Source organism: Halovenus anhuiensis (assembly GCF_037080055.1).
Classification (GTDB): domain Archaea; phylum Halobacteriota; class Halobacteria; order Halobacteriales; family Haloarculaceae; genus Halovenus.
On sequence record NZ_JBAOJI010000010.1, the window covers coordinates 1 to 18,526 of the forward strand.

21 protein-coding genes and 1 pseudogene are annotated in these 18,526 nt (G+C 54.8%); 7 read left to right on the top strand and 15 right to left on the bottom strand.

Translation table 11 applies throughout. The annotated features are described in order from the left end of the window. Positions 1–293 (bottom strand): NAD-binding protein (locus tag V8P86_RS17030; protein WP_336328557.1); only part of this gene is annotated, 293 nt, incomplete at its 3' end. A 74-nt stretch (positions 294–367) separates the two neighbouring features. Next, entirely contained in the window at positions 368–1,705 is a 1,338-nt protein-coding gene (trkA, locus tag V8P86_RS17035; protein WP_336328490.1) for a Trk system potassium transporter TrkA, read from the bottom strand. Positions 1,706–1,795: 90 nt separating this feature from the next. Here trkA and V8P86_RS17040 point away from each other — a divergent pair, with 90 nt between their 5' ends. Next, positions 1,796–2,017 (top strand): hypothetical protein, encoded by a 222-nt coding sequence (locus tag V8P86_RS17040; RefSeq protein ID WP_336328491.1) that lies wholly within the window; start codon positions 1,796–1,798, stop codon positions 2,015–2,017. A gap of 83 nt (positions 2,018–2,100) precedes the next feature. Here V8P86_RS17040 and V8P86_RS17045 read toward each other — a convergent pair whose 3' ends face one another. Then, positions 2,101–2,850, bottom strand: coding sequence for an Lrp/AsnC family transcriptional regulator (locus V8P86_RS17045; RefSeq protein WP_336328492.1), 750 nt, complete (start codon positions 2,848–2,850; stop codon positions 2,101–2,103). A gap of 229 nt (positions 2,851–3,079) precedes the next feature. On the opposite strand from V8P86_RS17045, the gene V8P86_RS17050 reads away from it, so the two are divergent. The 4 genes from V8P86_RS17050 (at position 3,080) to V8P86_RS17065 (ending at position 8,158) form a co-directional block, all read left to right on the top strand. Continuing rightward, entirely contained in the window at positions 3,080–3,514 is a 435-nt protein-coding gene (locus tag V8P86_RS17050) for a putative universal stress family protein (protein ID WP_336328493.1), read from the top strand. Next, complete coding sequence (locus V8P86_RS17055) at positions 3,507–5,765, top strand: amino acid permease (RefSeq protein ID WP_336328494.1); 2,259 nt, start codon at positions 3,507–3,509, stop codon at positions 5,763–5,765. Before V8P86_RS17050 ends, V8P86_RS17055 begins: the two co-directional genes overlap by 8 nt. Positions 5,766–5,836: 71 nt before the next feature. Further along, a complete protein-coding gene (locus tag V8P86_RS17060; RefSeq protein WP_336328495.1) occupies positions 5,837–6,193 on the top strand; it encodes a hypothetical protein in 357 nt (118 codons plus the stop codon). A gap of 351 nt (positions 6,194–6,544) precedes the next feature. Then, positions 6,545–8,158: a transposase gene (locus V8P86_RS17065; RefSeq protein WP_336328496.1), complete on the top strand. Its 1,614-nt coding sequence runs from the start codon at positions 6,545–6,547 to the stop codon at positions 8,156–8,158. Between the two features lie 672 nt (positions 8,159–8,830). On the opposite strand, the gene V8P86_RS17070 is transcribed toward V8P86_RS17065, so the two are convergent. Next, positions 8,831–9,721: an N-glycosylase/DNA lyase gene (locus V8P86_RS17070; protein WP_336328497.1), complete on the bottom strand. Its 891-nt coding sequence runs from the start codon at positions 9,719–9,721 to the stop codon at positions 8,831–8,833. Between the two features lie 128 nt (positions 9,722–9,849). Beyond that, positions 9,850–10,179 (bottom strand): annotated as a pseudogene (locus tag V8P86_RS18980) (zinc ribbon domain-containing protein); the annotation flags it as partial. Between the two features lie 54 nt (positions 10,180–10,233). Between V8P86_RS18980 and V8P86_RS17080 the strand changes: the two are divergent. After that, the gene (locus V8P86_RS17080) at positions 10,234–11,127 is read left to right on the top strand and encodes a hypothetical protein (RefSeq protein WP_336328498.1); all 894 of its coding nucleotides are present in this window, start codon (positions 10,234–10,236) and stop codon (positions 11,125–11,127) included. 415 nt (positions 11,128–11,542) lie between these two features. Next, entirely contained in the window at positions 11,543–11,887 is a 345-nt protein-coding gene (locus tag V8P86_RS17085; RefSeq protein WP_336328499.1) for a DUF6788 family protein, read from the top strand. Positions 11,888–11,906: 19 nt separating this feature from the next. On the opposite strand, the gene V8P86_RS17090 is transcribed toward V8P86_RS17085, so the two are convergent. The 10 genes from V8P86_RS17090 to V8P86_RS17135 are packed head-to-tail and all read right to left on the bottom strand — an operon-like array spanning position 11,907 to position 18,521. Beyond that, positions 11,907–12,626: an IbrB-like domain-containing protein gene (locus V8P86_RS17090; protein WP_336328500.1), complete on the bottom strand. Its 720-nt coding sequence runs from the start codon at positions 12,624–12,626 to the stop codon at positions 11,907–11,909. Further along, positions 12,619–13,056 carry a GNAT family N-acetyltransferase gene (locus tag V8P86_RS17095; RefSeq protein WP_336328501.1) on the bottom strand — a complete coding sequence of 146 codons (438 nt, stop codon included), beginning with the start codon at positions 13,054–13,056 and terminating at the stop codon, positions 12,619–12,621. Before V8P86_RS17095 ends, V8P86_RS17090 begins: the two co-directional genes overlap by 8 nt. Next, a complete protein-coding gene (locus tag V8P86_RS17100) occupies positions 13,049–14,377 on the bottom strand; it encodes a DUF3440 domain-containing protein (protein ID WP_336328502.1) in 1,329 nt (442 codons plus the stop codon). Before V8P86_RS17100 ends, V8P86_RS17095 begins: the two co-directional genes overlap by 8 nt. A 2-nt stretch (positions 14,378–14,379) precedes the next feature. After that, a complete protein-coding gene (locus V8P86_RS17105; protein WP_336328503.1) occupies positions 14,380–14,745 on the bottom strand; it encodes an AbrB/MazE/SpoVT family DNA-binding domain-containing protein in 366 nt (121 codons plus the stop codon). Positions 14,746–14,747: 2 nt separating this feature from the next. Further along, the gene (locus tag V8P86_RS17110; RefSeq protein ID WP_336328504.1) at positions 14,748–15,026 is read right to left on the bottom strand and encodes a hypothetical protein; all 279 of its coding nucleotides are present in this window, start codon (positions 15,024–15,026) and stop codon (positions 14,748–14,750) included. A gap of 48 nt (positions 15,027–15,074) precedes the next feature. Continuing rightward, entirely contained in the window at positions 15,075–15,803 is a 729-nt protein-coding gene (locus V8P86_RS17115) for a phosphoadenosine phosphosulfate reductase domain-containing protein (RefSeq protein WP_336328505.1), read from the bottom strand. 2 nt (positions 15,804–15,805) lie between these two features. Further along, entirely contained in the window at positions 15,806–16,576 is a 771-nt protein-coding gene (locus tag V8P86_RS17120; protein ID WP_336328506.1) for a Csf3-related protein, read from the bottom strand. 1 nt (position 16,577) lies between these two features. Next, on the bottom strand, positions 16,578–17,417 hold the full coding sequence (locus V8P86_RS17125) for a hypothetical protein (protein ID WP_336328507.1): 840 nt from the start codon (positions 17,415–17,417) through the stop codon (positions 16,578–16,580). Beyond that, complete coding sequence (locus V8P86_RS17130) at positions 17,414–17,779, bottom strand: hypothetical protein (RefSeq protein ID WP_336328508.1); 366 nt, start codon at positions 17,777–17,779, stop codon at positions 17,414–17,416. The genes V8P86_RS17125 and V8P86_RS17130 overlap by 4 nt, the downstream gene beginning before the upstream one ends. Further along, positions 17,769–18,521 carry a hypothetical protein gene (locus V8P86_RS17135; protein ID WP_503629735.1) on the bottom strand — a complete coding sequence of 251 codons (753 nt, stop codon included), beginning with the start codon at positions 18,519–18,521 and terminating at the stop codon, positions 17,769–17,771. The genes V8P86_RS17130 and V8P86_RS17135 overlap by 11 nt, the downstream gene beginning before the upstream one ends. Between the last annotated feature and the right edge of the window lie 5 nt (positions 18,522–18,526).

An 18,526-nucleotide genomic window follows, 5' to 3' on the forward strand; every position in this document is an offset into this window, starting at 1 on the left:
CATCCGAGGCGAGAACGTTCTCGACCGCGAGACGCTGACGGAGACACTCGCCTACCAGCAGGATCTTCGCCGAAACTGGTCGAGATGATCGCGTCCGCCTGCTCCGCGCCGGCGTCTTTGAGCGTCTCCTTGATCGTCGCGTCTGCGTGCAAAACGAGACAGTCGTATTCGTTGGCAATCGCGTCCGCTCGTTGCTCATCCTTTTCGATGACGACGACTTCGTTCCCCGATCTCGTCGCAATATCGATCAACGGGGATCCGATATCGCCTGCACCAACGACGATAATATACATGTCTCTCATCTTCAGCCGTCCCCATTGAAAACGTGTCGACTCTTAATTCTTCCAGCAGCCGCAACACTGCGTAGCTACGCTCTGGCGATGATTTCGTCGGCAAACGACGTTTCGACGAATATGATAACGTGATCGCCCGCTTCGAGGGTTGTGTCTCCTCGTGGTGTGATCAGCGTTCCGCCTCTTGTGAGTGCACCGACAACGAACTGGCCGGAGAGTTCGCTGTCGAGTTCTCTGATCGTGTAGCCGACCATCGAGCTATCGGAATCGAGTTCAAGTTCGAGCACTTCCGCCTGATCGTTTTCGAGGACCGAGAGATTCTCGGCGACGCTCTCGAAACTAAACCGCGTTATCTCTTCGGCTGTCACTCCCCGAGGGTTAACCGCGACATCGATTCCAATCTCTTCGAATAGTGTTACGTACTCGTCGTTGTTGACGACTGCAATGACTCGGTCGACACCGAGACGTTTCGCAAGGACTGCAACTAACAGATTGCGCTCATCTGAGGGCATCGTCGCGATGACGATATCGGCTTCATCGACGTGTTCTCGCGAGAGGAAATCCACATCTGTTGCGTCCTGATGCATGACAACCGTCCCCGAAAGCTCCTCTGCGAGCTCCCGAGCGCGAGTTTCGTCTCTCTCGATGAGCCGTGATTTGGACTCCCGCTCTTCAAGCAGTCGGGCGGTATGATAGCCAATTTCACTCCCGCCAGCAATAACAATGTCGTCGGCTTTGTCGGGGGTAGTCGATGGATTAAGATCGTTCGAAAACCCACGGACGCTTGCCGGACTCCCGATCACCACCGCCCGGTCGCCTGCTTCGATTCGCGTCTCGCCGCCGGGGATTAGTACAGAACCATCACGAAATAGTCCAGCGAAGGTGAGCGATTTGAATCGATCAGCCTCAGCAACGGTCTGACTGGCGACTGGACTGTCGGCAGTGATCTCAAACTCCGCCATATGAACGAGACCGTCCGCGAACGGATCGAGGTCGATTGCAGCGGGAAGTCCGGTGACGCGGACAATATTTTCTGCAGTCAATAGATCTGAGCAGACGAGGTGGTCCGCACCGAACGCACCGTGTTTGCGCTGCCACGTGCGGAGATACTCGGCTGATTTGACCCGAGCGATTGTGAATGGATCGCCCAACGTCTTCGCGGTGCCACAGGCGACGAGGTTCGTCCGGTCGTCACCGGTACAAGCGATGAACATATCAGCGTCGTCGACTTCTGCTTCCTGAAGCGTCGCTAACGAGGTCCCATCACCCAAGATTGAGAGAATATCAAGATCAAACTGGAGTTGGTCCGCACGGTCTGGATCATCCTCAACAACAATAACGTCGTTATCCGCGGCGAGGTTCGCGGCGATGGATGTTCCGACCAGCCCCGCGCCGATGATTACAACACGCATACGTCAATACCACCTGCTCGGTTCACAAGTCAATTTCTACCGAGTGAGTGCGTCGAGAGAATTTAGTATGACTGGCGAGAACGTATAACAATGGACATCCCAGCGAAGATTACACCAGCATCGAACAACCAAATCGTGTTCGTGGTTCTCGTGTGGGCCGGTATCGCGACGGGGAGTACGTATCTCTTACAATCTCCGCTGGTCAGATGGGAGATCATCCTCGGAACTGCCGTGGTACTCATCTGGACAGTCTGGGCAATCCAGCATCAGCTCGAACAGGTTCGTCAGGACCAGTATCGACAAAATCTATAACGTGAAACCGAGAGTCTACCTCGACGACTACGTGAGATTCACACCCCAGAAAGCGATTTCTGCCAATCTGCACGACAAGTAAATCACCCTTCAGTGAAAGCACGTAGCGCTTCGTCAGCAATCCCTGTCCGGGAAAATAGTGTGGCCACATCTCCCGCCTGAATCGTCGTATGACCCGCAGGAGTTTCTGCGTTTGCTCCGTCCTCTCGTTCGATCGAAATGACCAGTAGGTCCTCCGTGATCAATCCCTCTTCGGTCGCCGTTTGAATTGTTTTTCCGGCGATTGCTGCATTCTCAGCAACGGGAAGCTCCACTAAGTCGGCATCCTCACTGAGATCTGCGATACCGGTTACCGGTGCCCCCATTTCCGGCTGATCCGGACCGAACGGCTCGTAGGGCTGGAAGTGCTCCTGGTGGAGAAGTTCCTCGTGGTCGATGTCGACCCCGAGCGCCGCGATTTCCTGAGCGATGCGTCTGATATCGGCTGTATCTGTCGCGATTACCGTCACGTGGAGGTTCTCCTCACCGGACATCACCTCCCGGATGTTGATCACGCCCGGAATATCCAGAATCCGCTGGGCGAACCGGTCCCGATCAGTCACGACCGCAGTACAGAAAAACAGGTTGGCGAGCCGCCCGCCGAGCTTTTCGTAGTCGATCTGAGCGTGATATCCCTCGATGACCCCCTCCTCTTCAAGCCGACGGATCCGGTTCCGGATCGTCGGTGCCGAGACATCGACTTCCTCAGCGATTTCCGGCGCAGACGTGTGCCGGGCGTCTTGCGTTAATCGATGGATGATTCGCTCGTCGATAGCATCGATCTCAATACCCATATTTATACATACGAATCGAATCACAAAATAGTACCAGTCTTATTTTTGTATCACTGCGTTCGCGAGCCACGATTCTCTATTGCCTCCTTGTCTTGAATCGCTACCCCAGCATGATAACGAGTAGAATGCTGTTCCGGTTGATTAAACGAATACCAAATTTCGGAGCCATAATATTATGGAACAGTTGGAGAACACACCACTTTTTGCACCTCAGTAAATACCTAATTGTATGTCCGCAAACGAACAGCGCGATTTGCTGTCGCACGTTCTCTTGCCAGTGGCTCACAAGGAGGATGCACTGGCGACGGCAACCGCCCTCGAACCGTACGATCCCGAGCAGGTGACAGCGCTCCACGTTGTGGAGAAAGGCGAAGGCGTCCCCGACAAAACGCCGGTCGAACAATCGGAGGAAATCGCGGAAGAGTCCTACGCTGCGGTTCGGACTGTCTTCCCCGATGCCGACGATCATACGGCATACGGTCGGGATATCGTGGGGGAGATATTTGCAGCCGCCGAGGAGGTCGACGCAAGTGCAGTCGCGTACAGAGCTCGCAGTGGAAACCGTATCATGCAGTTTCTCTCTGGCGATCTCTCTCTGAAACTGGTCACCCAAGGTGACCGGCCTGTAATTGCTCTTCCGCGCTCCGAATCCAACGATGAGTGACGAAGAACTCGCCAAAGACCTCGGTCTCGTCTCCGCGATGACCATCGGAATCGGGACGATGATCGGGGCAGGCATCTTCGTCCTGCCGGGTGTGGCCGCCAACGCGGCGGGTCCGGTCGTCGTCGTCTCCTTCGTCGTTGGCGGATTGATTGCGATGGTCAACGCGCTGTCGGTCTCCGAGCTTGGGACAGCGATGCCCAAAGCCGGCGGTGGCTACTACTACATCAACAAGGCGCTGGGGCCGATGTTCGGCTCTATCGCCGGGATGGGTGATTGGATGGGACTGGCTTTCGCATCGGCGTTTTATTGTATTGGCTTTGGGCAGTACCTCGCCGAGTTCGCCCCGCTCCCTGCAATTGCATTCCTTAATCCGATCCAAGTCGGTGCACTGTTCGCCGGCCTCGTTTTCGTTGCTGTCAACTACATTGGTGCGAAGGAAACAGGCGGCGTCCAGACGGTCATCGTCTTCATCCTGCTTTCGATCCTCACCCTGTTCGCCGTCGCAGGGTTCTTTTCGTTCGACTATGCGACGCTCTCCGGGTCCAACGGACTGGCACCGTTCGGGACCGGGGAGATCCTCCCCGCCACGGCGCTGGTGTTCGTCTCCTTCCTCGGCTATGCGAAAATCGCGACAGTCGCAGAAGAGTTGAAAAACCCCGGCCGGAATCTCCCCATCGCGATCATCGGGAGTGTCGGCATCGTAACCGTCATCTACGCGATTCTCGTCACGACGATGCTGGGAGTGGTTCCGTGGCCAGAACTCAGTCAGGACGCGCCTGTCGCACAGGCAGCGGAGGTCGCGTTTCCGTCCTCGCTCGGGCCGATCGGCGGCGTCGCCGCCGCGGCCGCCGCGATTATGACCGTCGGGGCGCTGCTGGCGACGGCTTCCTCTGCCAACGCCTCGATTCTCGCTTCGGCCCGGATCAACTTCGCAATGGGACGGGATAAGATCGTCACGAACTGGCTGAACGAGATCCACCCCAACTACGCGACGCCGTACCGGTCGATTCTCGTCACCGGCGGACTCATCATCGTGTTCATTGCCCTCTTAGGACAGGATATCGAGGTACTCTCGAAGGCGGCCAGCGTCCTCCATCTCATCGTCTACGCGCTGATGAACGTCGCGCTGATCGTGTTTCGGGAAGCAGATACGCCGGAATACGACCCCGATTTCACTGTTCCACTGTACCCAATCACACCGATTCTCGGCGCGGTGTTGTCACTGGGACTGGTGGCCTTCATGGACGGGATCGAAATCGCGCTCTCGGGAGGGTTCGTCATCGCCGCACTAGTGTGGTACTTCCTGTATGCGCGGGACAAAACGACCAAACAGGGCGTACTCTCAGAGTATATCCGCAGTCGCGAGAGTGACCTTCCAGATCAGGTTGTCGACGCCGCCGACGCGGTTGCCCCGACAGGGGACGAGGGGCCGACGATCATGGTCGCCGTGGCGAACCCGCGGACTGAGAGCGCACTCATCACGCTCGCTGCCGCGGTCGCACAGCAGAAAGGCGGCCGCGTGCTCGCCACGCACATCGTCACAGTCCCGGATCAGACCTCGCTCCAGACCGCCTCGGAGAGAGGGATCGACGAGTCCTCCGAAGAGCTTCTGAACGCCGCAAAATCGGACGCGGAGGAATTCGATGTTCCGATCGAGACGCGAACGATCCTCTCCCATCGCGGATTTGAGGAGGTCTTCGACGCGGCTCGGACCCACAGCGCAGATACCGTCGTGATGGGTTACGGCGGCGCGCAGTTCGCGGGCGGGCGCGCGGAAGGAACACTTGAGGAATTAACTCATAATCTCCCATGTGACTTCCTGGTGCTGGACGGGGAGGAGTTGAATCTCACCAACGTGCTTGTTCCGACTGCAGGCGGTCCCTCCTCGGACCTCTCCGCTGAGGTTGCTCGCGCACTCCGAACGAGCATCGGCGTGGACGTTTCTCTGCTGCACATCGTCGACTCCGGAGAAGAAGAGTCCGGTCGTGCGTTCCTCACCGACTGGGCAGCGGGCCACCAATTGGAAGATGCTGATCTCCGCATCGAGACCGGCGACGTGGAGACCAAAATCGGGGAGGTTGGTTCGGAATACAGTCTAGTAATCATCGGCGCGACAGAGCGCGGCCTGCTCTCCCGAATCGTCCGCGGGTCACTGGTGTTCGACACGATCGAACGTCTCGATACACCCGTTCTCTTGACCGAACGGCCGTCGTCTCGGTCCTTACGGGAGCGGTTGTTTGGTCGTCGCTGACCCCGGACTTTTCTGAGTTATATACTATTCCAGACAGATAGCTTATATCACGCGACGACGAACTATCGGTTATGTCAGACGATTCCGCGGCACCAACTCCGCCCGAGGGGTTACCAGAAGCGGTCGTCACAGAACTCAATGGCCTGTCTGCGGAAGACCTCCGCAGAGCAATCGTGCACGCGCAAGAGTTACTCCAGTGGCAAGAAGATACCCCGTCGCAAATCGAGCTTCATCCCGGAGAAGACGTTATTAGAGTGAACGAACGGGATACGTATACAGAGGTCGTTAAGACGGTCCCTTGTCCGGAAGGATGCGAGGACTGCCCTCATGGACCGTATCTTTATCACGTCAGGGAAGAACAGCGACCAGAGGGCGGCACCCATACTCACTGGACGTTCATCGGCGAAGTTGACACTGAGAAGAATTGATAACGTTTTCTCAAGGGAGTACGCTCCACAATCGAAGTGTCCTGTCCCCAGCTCGAGGTTGTCGTGCTTCTCGGTATCGGTCGGCCCATTCATTCTTTGATTTTTATGATGAACCATCTGTTATACGAGCGTGGCGACCCAGAATGAGTGTTATTTTAGACCAACAACAATAGCTGGTCTTCTTGCTGCATACATACTCTATATCTTGCAGGGCACTTCTGATTAATTCCTGATAGACAGCACAGCTCATCGGTCACTGCCTCACCAATAATGATCGGTCGGGAGCATCATATTCAGTCCCAGACTCATTCTCTGACGCTAATATTGAAGGAGGCATCAACGACAAGTACGATGGGTTCAGATCCTCCGCTGAGAGAACGACGATTGACTGACGCCTATTGTGTTGGTATCGAGTTTCGGGATACATTACGCGGTGGGGCTGGATTACTCGATGCACTCTCCGCCGTCGAACCGAAGTTTGACACCTTGGAGGATAGCTATCCTGACTGGCATCCAGCACCCTATTCATTCGATGGGATGATTCGACTGTTTCTCTATCATGAGATTACAGGGACGAGTTACCGACAACTCGAAACGTATCCTGAGCTCGCGACTGCGGTTGGCCTTGAGAAGACGCCAGATGAATCAGTTCTCTCACGAACATGGCGCAATCGCTTCACTGACGGCGTCCGGGAGTTCATCACAACCGCCGCACACTACGTCGTCAAAGAAATCCACGACCGCGATATTTCAGTGCCTGAGGTACGCCCGAAAGAAGAGGTACTCACTCCAGAGAAGGACCCTCACACATTTTCTGATGAAGACACCGAGGCAGATGATGGTTTCAGCGACGAGCAAATTTATCGGACGACTCGCCTCGCACGGAATCATGGCTTCGACGGATTCGAGACGGGTCGTGGTGAGAACGCCACCTACGAGGATGTCCAGTTTTTCGAGTTGCAGACGTTCATGGGGATGGTCGGCTGTGGAACAGCCCAGGGAGCTGCTCGCTTCCAATACCAGCGCGGCAAAGAGTACGGCCCTCACGGTGATACACATCTCCGAGCAATCAAGCAATTCGATCCCGAGGACATCATCGAAGGATTCGATGTAGCCAGCAATCAGCTTCTTTCAGCCATCGCCTCAGAGGTCTCGTTCCGGCGGCCGGTCACTGCGGCTATCGACATCACCACAGTTCCTTACTACGGCAAGGTCGAGGGAATGCCGATGGTCAGCGGGACGAAAGAAGGGGATCAGCGGGCGTTCAAATTTGCGACGTTGTCGATTGTCGGCCAGAATATTCCGTTGATCTTGGCCGTGGAGCCAATTCGCGAGAGTTCTAACTGGGACGAGAATCGATCCAACCAGATTCATCGCGCTGTCCGGCGGTTAGTGCAACAAGCCCAAGAACACGTCCAGATCGAAACGGTGCTATGTGACCGTGAGTTTGACTCACGGCACGTCTTTCAGACGCTTTCCAATCTCGGCGTGAACTATCTCATTCCGAAGCGGATCACGAGCACTGAACGGGAAGCTATCGAGAAGATGGAGGCCGATGGGGAAGAAGTCGCTGTGGAATCTGCATCGGTCCACGTTGAGACGGGCTCGCATCCAATGCGATTCTTGTACGTCACTGCCACGAAAGGAGAAGGGACGGCTGTCTTTGCGACGAATCTTCGTGTTGGACCTGATGAGGCTGAATCATTCTGTCGGCGGTATAGTCGCCGCTGGCAGATCGAAAACGAGTACAAAAGCATCAAGAACGACTTCCTCGCAAAGACATCCTCGAAAGACTACCGGGTACGGCTGTTCTACTTCGTGTTCGCTGTGTTGCTGTACAACATTTGGCGACTGACCGATTTCTTGCTGAAGGCGAGTGTTGACGGCGCAATCGACTACGCACCGGCCCTCACAGCCGGTGAGTGTGTTGAGTTGATCTCCTCAGCATTAATTCCGCCTGACTAACACTGCTCGCCCCTCGGTTCGCCATTCGTGAGTGGCAACACTCTGGAGATAACCATAAATTAGTCAGAGTTCAATTAATTGAGGCAGTGACTATGTCTATTGCGTTCTCAACCGGTACAAATTCGTAGGATATTCCACAATTTCCGAATAGAATTATGAAAAATAAACCCATCCTCCGAAACTCTGGGCAACTCAACGCTCTATATTCGGTATATCGTTATATAGTTTATCTACTGTATACTGGAGTTGTCGCCACCCCGCCAGTGCCTAATTCCCGAAGGAACCGTCTTTTAGGATGCTCAACCCTCGGGGTGTCGTCTCGATAGCGGTTAAAATCTGAGTACACTTTGACCTCCCAGAGGACTAATTACCGAGAGTCATAATTTATATACACAAATAACCAAGATTAGACGTGAATCTAATATCACACCAAAACGCAAGACAACGGACGACTGGTAACTATACAAACACTAAACTGCGCCATTTCACCGCTACACGCCCTGTCGCTACAGCGACTAACAGGCGAAAATCACCGCTATCGAGCTTTTAGTTGTGTACATGAATTAACGGCACTCGACGCCCTCACTACACACCCCCGCGTCCGCAATTCCACCGAAGAATCGTACCGGCGGACACACCCCCGCGTCCGCAAACACCCCACCCACAACGCTCTCAAAACACATCCAAATCACGCACCCGATCAAAATCAGTCACCAACTCACCAGCCAACCGTCCTGCCTCACTCTCACCCACGCCAACCCCGGTGAAATGCCGCGTCAAAGCATTCTCCGCAACACTCCGACTCTCCTTGTTCTGCCCGACAATCTGCCCTGCCTGCCACGCGATACTATCAATCCGAAACACCGAGACTTCACGATCTAACCGCATCGAGACACCTTCAGTTACCGCACCCCACGCCTCGATCACATCCTCTGCAGTCGGGGACTCCCCAACAATCCCCGACAACAACGCCATCCGCTCCGTCTGCAAATCCACAGGGATCGGAACACGACTCGGCACCGACAAGTATTCGCCGTGTTCGATAAACTCGATCACGTCGAACACCTTCATGGCGAACACAATCGTCTTCAGGTCCATGTCGTTATCGAGCGCTGCCGCCAACTCCTCCCAGACAGTCACCGCCTCAACATTAGGGTACTCCGATACAAGCCATTCAGCAAACCCGCTCTCAAAAAACCGCTCCACGCGCGTCCGCTTGTACGACACGCTACGAGAATTCACCGGGTCCTCCAAAAACACGTCAAGCACGGCCTCAACATCTGGGACTGACGTGACAGCCCCATGATCTTGAACCGCAGTCGACAACGATGACCAAAACGACTGTGCGTCACCGGCTAAACGATAATTAATCAGCGCTGCCCCCATCCCTAACGCGATGCGGTGTTGAATAGTCTCAGCGAGCGACACACCCAACTGTTTCTGTTGGACCCGTAACTCTGAGAACATCTCAAATTCTGGCTCTGCACGGTCGAACGCCGCAATGTGATCCAGTCCAAGCGCTGCGAAGGCTTCCGCGACGGCAGAGACACGGGCTGAGTGCATACGATCGCCCAACTGTGCCATCGAGTTAAGCTCGCCGCACTGTTCACAGTGTCCAGTAGGAATATTCCTACACAGGAGCCGAGTTCTCAACTACTGCTACGCTCGTGTGTGAACTGACGCCTGCCTACTCAGCCGTCTGAGACGGCCTCCTTGAGGCAGGGGCTTCCTGTTTCCACGACGGAACTTGCAGAGACAACCTCGGGCTGAGCCTGCTCCACAGCGGTTCCAGCCTCCGCAGGCGTTGTTGCTTCGGAGTGAACCACTCCTAGCTTCCGCAAACCGCGTTCCCAGACGTTCAACGCAGCATTATAGTCACGGTTGACTGTGTAGCCTCAACTCGGACAGCTATATTCTCGCACCCAGAGAGGTTTGTCTGTCTTCACACCACACTGTGAACATTCTTTGGTGGTGTCTGCGGGATCAACTTCCACGACGTGACAGCCACGCTCTCGTCCGTGTCTAACTATTTATCGAACATTTATGTATCAAAACAGGGTAGTCCTCACCAAGCGATGTCAACCCAACAACCAGCCGTAGATACGCTTGCAGTTACGAAGTACCGCTGCCGAGAGTGCGGTGAGACGGACTGGTCTGAGGCAGCCATCCGTAAACACGCATACGATGAACACAGGAACACAGACAACAAATATGAACTACTTGAACTCGGAAGTGCGAATCGGCAAACGGTTGACTCGGAAAGCCAAGTCCATGACACCAACGGGCAGATGGAACTCGGATGCCCCGCCACTGGCTGTCAATTCTCTCACATCGAGAGAGTCGAGTACTCGGACGCGTTCCGTGTTCTCCAAAGACACTACTGGGCCGAACACGACGGCGGCGCTGCGACGTGGAAAAGCGAGACTGTTGGTACTGTCTCAAAAGAAGTCTTAGAGCACTTGTACGTCATCAACAAGCACGCCAGAAAGTTCGCCCGCCTTGGAACGGAAAACTACCGCGCCGATAAAAAAGCTGCGGCCAAACGAAATTCAGTGAAGAAAAACGCGCTGTACGTCGTCAAAGGGAAAGCTCTGTTTCGGATTTACGAGCAGGCTGACGACTGTCATCTGCACACGATCGACGGCAGTGACTTTTGGCTGTTGGATTTCGGGTCTGTCTCGTTCCACTCGCCGCTGGATTGTCTGTCGTTACGGTTCGAAGACGTGACTGAGACAGACACCCTTGAGGACTTCGACGCTGGCGAGGAGAAAATCAAGTATAGTCACGAATTAAAAGAGTCATTATTGTTCTTGAAGAAGCGTCTCGGCATCTGTGCGAACTATTGCGTAGATCAAAAGTACGATCACATGCATGATGAGTACGTTCAGCGTCCGGGAGACCGCGACAGGATTTTCGCTGGCTGGAAGCTCGGAGTCGAGCGCCGTGTTTTCGATTCTATAGAACACTGATGAGAGCGAACACGCTCGGGGAACTCGTATTTCGCTGGCTGGGACTTCTTTGGCGAGCCCCGGTTTTAGCTGATCGCAGGCGCTACGCCATTTCCTACTGCGCTACTCGGTCGTTTCGCTCCCTGTGTTGCTCCTTGAGGAATGGGATACAGCGTCCTTGGAAATCGAAGATTTCTGGTGTGCAAACGAGACGGTTCGCGTCTCGTCAACGCCGTCTTCGTCTCTTACGCACCCTTGATTCCCAATTATATTCTGACAACAATACCGGTGTAGCAACTTTCCACGCGAACGGCCTCACGGCACAGGGCCCGTAAGATTCGCTTTGACCCGCCTGTAGATGCCATCTTCGCTTACCGACGCTACCCGTTGCTTGGTAAACATTCAAGTACTACGCGAGCGCAGTGTTTACCAAGCAATGCCAGAGAAACCGCGCGCTCCCGACGGCCTCCCGAAATACCTCCGAGAAGGCATCCCGAAACAGTCCTCTGAAGACTTGCGAGCTGTCCAAGACTGGATTGACGACCTCATTGAGTACCGTCAAGACGTGTCTCCTGACGACATCGAAGCCGGTGACGGCGAATCCATCGAGGCGGTTGAGGAATCCAGCAGCGGCGGAACAGTCGTGATCCGCAAGAACACGTGCGGGTCGAAAGGCTGCAAATGCCAAAGTGGCGACCTCCACGGTCCGTACAAGTACGTCGTGACCCGCGACGGTGACAGTCTCAATTGGGAGTACAAAGGCCCGGTCGCTGAAGAGTAGGAGCCAAACCTGAGAAAATTCAGTCTTCGACTTTACCTTCGTCGATGTGTTCATCTTCGTACTCTGTCCATGACTGACTGAATTCGTGATCGGAGAACGCCTTTTTTAGCCCACTCACCTGCTTCAGCCGCAGAACCTCGTCGCGTTCCATCCCAAGTTCTTCCATGATTCGGTCGTCATCCCAGCCGCGATCAAAGAGTTCAACGACGATATCGCTCATGTCCCTGATTTGGTGCGTTCCACGGGCGCGGTTGTGGCGTATTGTTGACCCCATCCGCTTGTCCTCGGGCTTGTCGATCACCGTTACCGGAACATGGTCATGAAGGCGTTCACGGATGTCATCGTACTCTTTCCCGATGATACTCCGGTGCTCGCCATCCACGACCTCGAAGTGCCCGGGTTCGGTCTCGTACGTGACGATCGGCTGCGTGTATCCGTCCTCTTTGATCGACTTGTGCAGCAGTTCCATCTCCGGCGTGGCAACCTCGTTCGGGTTGTAGTCGTTGCCTTCGAGGTTGTCTTGGTCTACCCACTTGATATACTCAACTGGCTCGCTGAACGGCGATTCTTCGTGCAGTTTCTCTCGGAGTGCATTCAGCGCCGAGACCTGTTCGTCAAGGTCGTCGGTCTGATCGAAGAACTGATCAACAGCATCGAGGAGGAGTTCCTCGGTTAGCTCGTCGTCGCTATCGTCATCCAGTACCTCTACCAGTTCGTCGAGTGTCGATTGTTTAGTCATTGTCATCAACCTCCAGCGTCATGTGCGTCGTCCCCATCTTGTACGACTCGCCAGCCTCGAAGCCAAGATCTTCGTACAGACTGGGATGGTATGCGTACGTGTCTATCATATCTGCACCGTCAGCCCTCGCATCTTCTACACGGCGATAGACTAGCGAAGCGCCGATGCCCTCGCCTCGACGTTCCTCACGCACCCAGCAGTGTGAGAGGCGTGCCGTGTTTGAGCGATTTTGTGGCCACCAGAGGCAGGCTATCGCGTCATCTCCAACACGATACCATTCCGCGTCATCTCTGGGTTGTACCTTTACACCATCTTCATGAGCTTCTGCAGCGAGTTCGTACACTTCTTTGAAGTCGCACGCTTCGACATCGACATCTGCGCGATCCTCGATTCGGTCGTCTTCGACAGGCGGGGTTTCTTTGTCAGACATTGTTCTCTGCCCATTCACCGAGGTGTTTGTCGTCAGTTGCACTGGGATCAATCAGCGATTCACCATACTGTTCACGGAGCATCTCCAGCTTCTCTCTGCCGCCTTTTGTTTGGTTGAAGCCCAGGCGTTTCATCCAGAAGTCATTCCGTTCAAGCGCCCACGCAATCCGCTCCCATGATGGGTATCCTTTCTTTGGGAGATCGTCTGGATGTGCGTCTGGGAAGTCTTCAAGACCCATTTCTTCTGTCCAACCTGTATCTTCGTATTCGGCGTCCTCGTACCAGTCGATGAATCCAGTGATCTTGTCTGTGTAATGATCTCGGAGCTCTGGACTGTAGAGGCCCACACTCTCCAGTAGGAAGACGGCGTATTCTTCCCACGAGAGATGGTCTGGCTTTTCGCTGCTGAACTCTCCGAGCAGAGAGGTTCTAGCGTAGATATTTCCGAAGTTGACGCCAGAGACACGGTTCAGTAGTTTCTCCCAGGTCTCTGGCTCAATTCGGCGGAACTGGTCAAGTCCATTTCGTTGATCGTCGCCAAACGGTTGGCAGATACGAGCATCGTGGATCGACATACCGTTTTTCCACATTTGCTCGTATACGTCATTGTAGGGGAGATCGTACTTGCTCACGTAGCCCCAGATGTCCTCCGTCCGCCAGTCATAGATAAAATAGACATTGTACACATCAAGATACTCGTCGTCAACCTGGAGTTGTGTTGTCCAGTTCTTCCCGCCGTAGCGTTGTTTGGTATCGCTGGTCAGCGACCGGAATCGGTTGAGGCTTTCATCGCTCCGGATTGCGATACCAGACGCAGAGAGTCCGTCGTGCTGTTCAGCGTACCACCGACCGAATTCATCAACAAAATGCTCGAACTCCATTTCCTCCTCGAAAAAGTCGAATGGGTTATCATCTGCCGTTAATATGTAGTCGTAGTCAGGCATCTCCCGAACCCACTTCTCACGTTCTGCTGGATTCCAACACGTCCACGTTGGTTGGATCTGTGAGACGGCATTCCGGAGCGACAATGGCAGACAGCACCAGTATACGTCCCCAAGGACGTGCTCGCTGTTCTCGATGAGAGTTTCCATCTGCTTGATGGTGGCTTTGTACTGTGCTTCGAGGTCAACAAAGAGCACATCGAAGGTTTCGCTCCGATCTCGTTCTTCGAGTACCTGCCGGACGAGCTGCATCTGCACCGAGGAGTCCTTGCCGCCGCTCACGGAGAGATACACGTGATCGAACTCGTCGAACGTGTAGTGTATCCGCTCACGGGCGGCTTCGAGGACGTTCTTCTCTTGGTAGTTTTTGAGTTCAGACATCGTTACGTGATGATCCTATCTTCTGGCGTTGAGCACCCCGCGCAGACGATTCGTTCACCGCTTTCGAGAATGAGGATTTTTCCGAGGTCGTACTCATCGCCGCATTCTTCACACTCGAACCCGCCACCATCCACGCCGATCACGTCTACTTCCACCCGGTCGCCTTCGCTAACACCCAATGTTTCTCGTGTCTCTATCGGGATCGTGACTCGGCCACGGCTGTCGACTTCATCTCTTATTGACTGCGTCTTCCCAGACGGAGACCGGACACGAAGATGCGCTTTGTCGCCAGTATCGATCTGCCAGGATTCGCGGGCTGATTTGGGAATGACAATGCGCCCCTTCGAGTCGATTTTCGGGTCAGGCATCGTTATACCAGGTTGGCTTCACGCCGCTGTATCAAGTCTTCAGTATCGGCAGTTAGTTTGGTTCCAAAATGCCCTTCCGCCAGTTCTCGAATACCGTCGGGGACTTCCGTCCATGTCATTGCGTCTGCATTCATTGGGCCTTGGTAGAGGAGTGACCCGTCTTGAACTTCGAACGTGAATTGCTCTTCCAGGTCTGCTCGCTCGATACAGATCGCTTTGGAACGGTCATCGGTAGGACGGTCTTCGATTTCGATCTCGTAATCGCCTATCCTTTTTCCCATATATCCCACTTACCCCACAAACACAATAAATCTTTCCCACATATCCCACTATTTCCGTTGTTCGATGTCTTTCAACTCGTTTGTCTCGCCAGGATAGATAAACTGGGATATTTCCTGCGAACCGAGTGAGTCAAATTCGCTGTCGTACAGCGTCACCAGCCGGTTTTCCCGTGAATCGATGCCATCGTACAGTTCTCCCTGTTCGTCGTAGATCTCGTGATAGTCGAGGTCGTGATCGACGATATATGCCCACACGTCTGCGGTTTTCAGATGATGGATCGGTGCCGCCGCGGGGTCGTGCGAGGTGTCTGTGGGTATCCGTAGGCCGTCGAACCTATCGCGGCGCTGTGGTGACTCTGCCGCCCGAATACCGAGGACACGACAATCCCAGTGCTGCTTGCGTGCAAGCCGCTCGTAGGTGCCCCAATAGCCGTTGTAGCCGTGCCCCTCTTCGAGCAGCATCCGTTCGTCGTTGACAGCTTCCGAACTACGGACGTATAGCTGGCTCTCCCACTCGTCTGCGAGGTGTCGGACGAACTCGGTCACACCAGGCACGTTCAACAGCCCGTTATCAAAGTGAAAGACAGGCCATTCGATTGCACTCTCGTGCATCAAATGCCAGAGTACGAGCGAGTCTTTTCCACCGGAAACGTGGAGTGATGGCGCATCAAAGCGCTCGTCTATCCGCTCGATATACGTTCCCGCACGCTCTATCCGGCGCTGATAACCATCTGCACGTGCATGCAGTCGAAACCGTCGCTGTTCAAGATCCTGCATCGTTACGCTGTCAGTTCGCTCTCTAAGCCGAGATCAGACTCCAAAGCATCTTCCGGGAAGTCAGTGAACGGTGTAATCGCCATCGACTGGTTATGTGAGTGCCAGTACGGCGGTCGGACAGTCCGTCTCTCGTACCGTGTGTTGGCAACGACCCGGGACGCGAACTCAGCCGGTGTCGAGCGGAGGATCGTGCCGTTGTGGTGAAGCGCCGATGAGACACTTCCAGTTGCGTCAACGAGATCGATATTGTTGATCTGACCGAAGCCTTGCGAGCGCTTTTTCCCGATCCCGGAGACATGGCGTTCGATGAGTTCAACAACTCTTTCCGGATCTGCATCTGTGGCTGGCTCGAAAAAGAACGTCAGTTCGTCCGCAGCTGCATACGGCAGTGCTGCGTTGTAGGACTTGAACGACCCGCTGGAAGTGTTGATGTGCGTTTCTTTGATCTGGTGGACAGGGTCATCATCGAAGTGTTTTCGCCACTTCGTCGCACTCCAGCGCTCTGCCTCCTCGATGCCAGCCGCTTCCCCGGTCGCAATTCCGGCGGCGGTCGTCGCCCACACCCACTCGTCGTCAACTTCGTATTTCCTGAAAGGCATCTCATCTTCAAAGTACTCTGGTTCACCACCATCATCCAACTCTGCGATGCCGTCGTGGCCGATGCTTTCCACAGCAGCGCCGTAGGAAACAAAGCTATCCAAATGGATGTACGGATCTGACGCTGCGATTGGGCTGCCGAGATCAACGCGCAGGCAGTACACATCTCGTGGCATATCAGTTCACCTGCTCGTCAAGCTCCTCGACGAACTCCCGAACATCTTCCTGGTTCTCGTCGAGCCACTCGCGGTACCGCTCGCCGTCTGGACGGTTGTCGTACTCGAATTCGACTTCTCCGAGGCCACGAGACGCCATTCCACCGACGCGAGCCCTGTCTTCGAAAAGGTCGAGCGCGTGACCGAGACAGGCCGCTTCGATGTCTGAGTGGCCAGATCGAAGCGTCAGGTCGTGATGGAAGCGCGTTCCTGGGATGAACACTTGCACGTCGTATTTCATTTGCTGTGCCTCCTCACCATCTTGTTTGCCGCCGACGCGATCATCTTGTCGCGTGTAAAACGTTTTATCGACGTACTCGAACACGGACTGGTCGGAGTCGCGTCCGGTGAATGATTGTGTTTCGACGGCGATCGGCAACAGTTGCCCCACGTCGAGGCGGCCTTCAACCATCTGATCCTCGATGGCTGTGCCGAGCAGTGAGAGCGGCGGGATGTGGTCACGGATGTTGTGTATCAGTCGCCGGTTGAGTTTCCCAGCGCCTGCCGTCCGCTCTAGCGATCCACCAGAGTACAGGGCGGCCGAAAGCGTGTCACTCACCTGCACTGGGTCGTCGTCCAAACTGATCCGGTCAAGGAAGTCCTCAGCGAGCAGGTCTCGGAATTGCCCTCGAAGGCTGTTCCCTGAGATGACTGGAACATCCTCGTGATACACGTCGCCGTTGTCTCTGACTGCCATCTCCAGCGTTCGGAGTCTGATCTCCATACCGAAGTCTTCGTCGCTGCCGTGGCTGATTGGTGACTGTGCCTCGTACGTGCCGGTGATATCTGTGACTGTCTTCATTCGTTGTCATCCTCGTTACCGCTGAGATTCATGTACTGTTCACGCATTTCGAGTACGACCAGCGCCTTGTGATTCCGGATAGTTCGAAGGAATTCCTGTGCAGTGCCGTTCTCGTCGTACTCGTAGATCGTTTCTCTGACACCGTCGATGCTGGCCAGTGAACGCATCCCCCACCGATCTGCCAGTCGTTGCGCAAACGATGCGACGGTGTCTGTCTGTGCTGCTGCGGCAATCCGAGAGGCGAACTCGTCGTCGAGGTCTCGGTGCGTGTCGATGCTATCGAAGTCAGTCTGGCAGAATACCGCGTACGCGATTGTCGCAGCATCCTGCACCTGTTCGAGATCTGTTTTTTCAATCGTCATGTGTGGTGAGCGGGTCGTAGTCGTCTGTTAGTTCTGTCCGCGGCTGGTCGTCATCACTTCGAGAGAGTGTGAGCGCCAGTTCTAGGCAGGCAGTTCGTCGGTGTGGATCAATTACTTGGTCACGATCGCGGTACGTTCCGCGCCCGATTTCACGCAAATTCCGGACTCGTGGTTCACCGGAGCGGATTTCGTCGAAGGTGAACCCGTGGAGTCGCAGGTCTTCGATCGCTGCAACAAGCTGTGAGAACACGCTCCAGTCGTCGATTCGCACCTGCTCTCTGTCGTATGCGACGGTGACGGTGTCATCGGTCGCGTTGACCGGTGTCCAGATGTACGAGTGGGATGATCGGATCGGGCTACTCGTGACGTGGACTGCAAACGGCGCGTCGATGTTTCCTCTTCGTAGCAATCGGAAGCTGTCGAGTAAGTCACCTGTGGATGGTGATTCGACACCGTCCGCGTGCGCTATCCAGTGACCTTGTTTGAACGTCCGCTGGTCCATCACCCATGCGCAGTGCTTGCAGACGTGGTCGGAGTCTGGAACTGCCAGCAATGGATCGTCGCTAAAGTATTTCTTTGATGTTGCTTTGTCGACTGACTGGCCGTCGGAATAGACGCCGCACAGGCAGCAAACTCCGCTATCTGTGCGGTATTCAGCGGAAATACGTTCTGTATCTGCTAATACGTGTGTTGCGGACGGCGGGTCGGTTGCGATGGATTGTTGGGAGAGTTCACTCGGCATTCGAA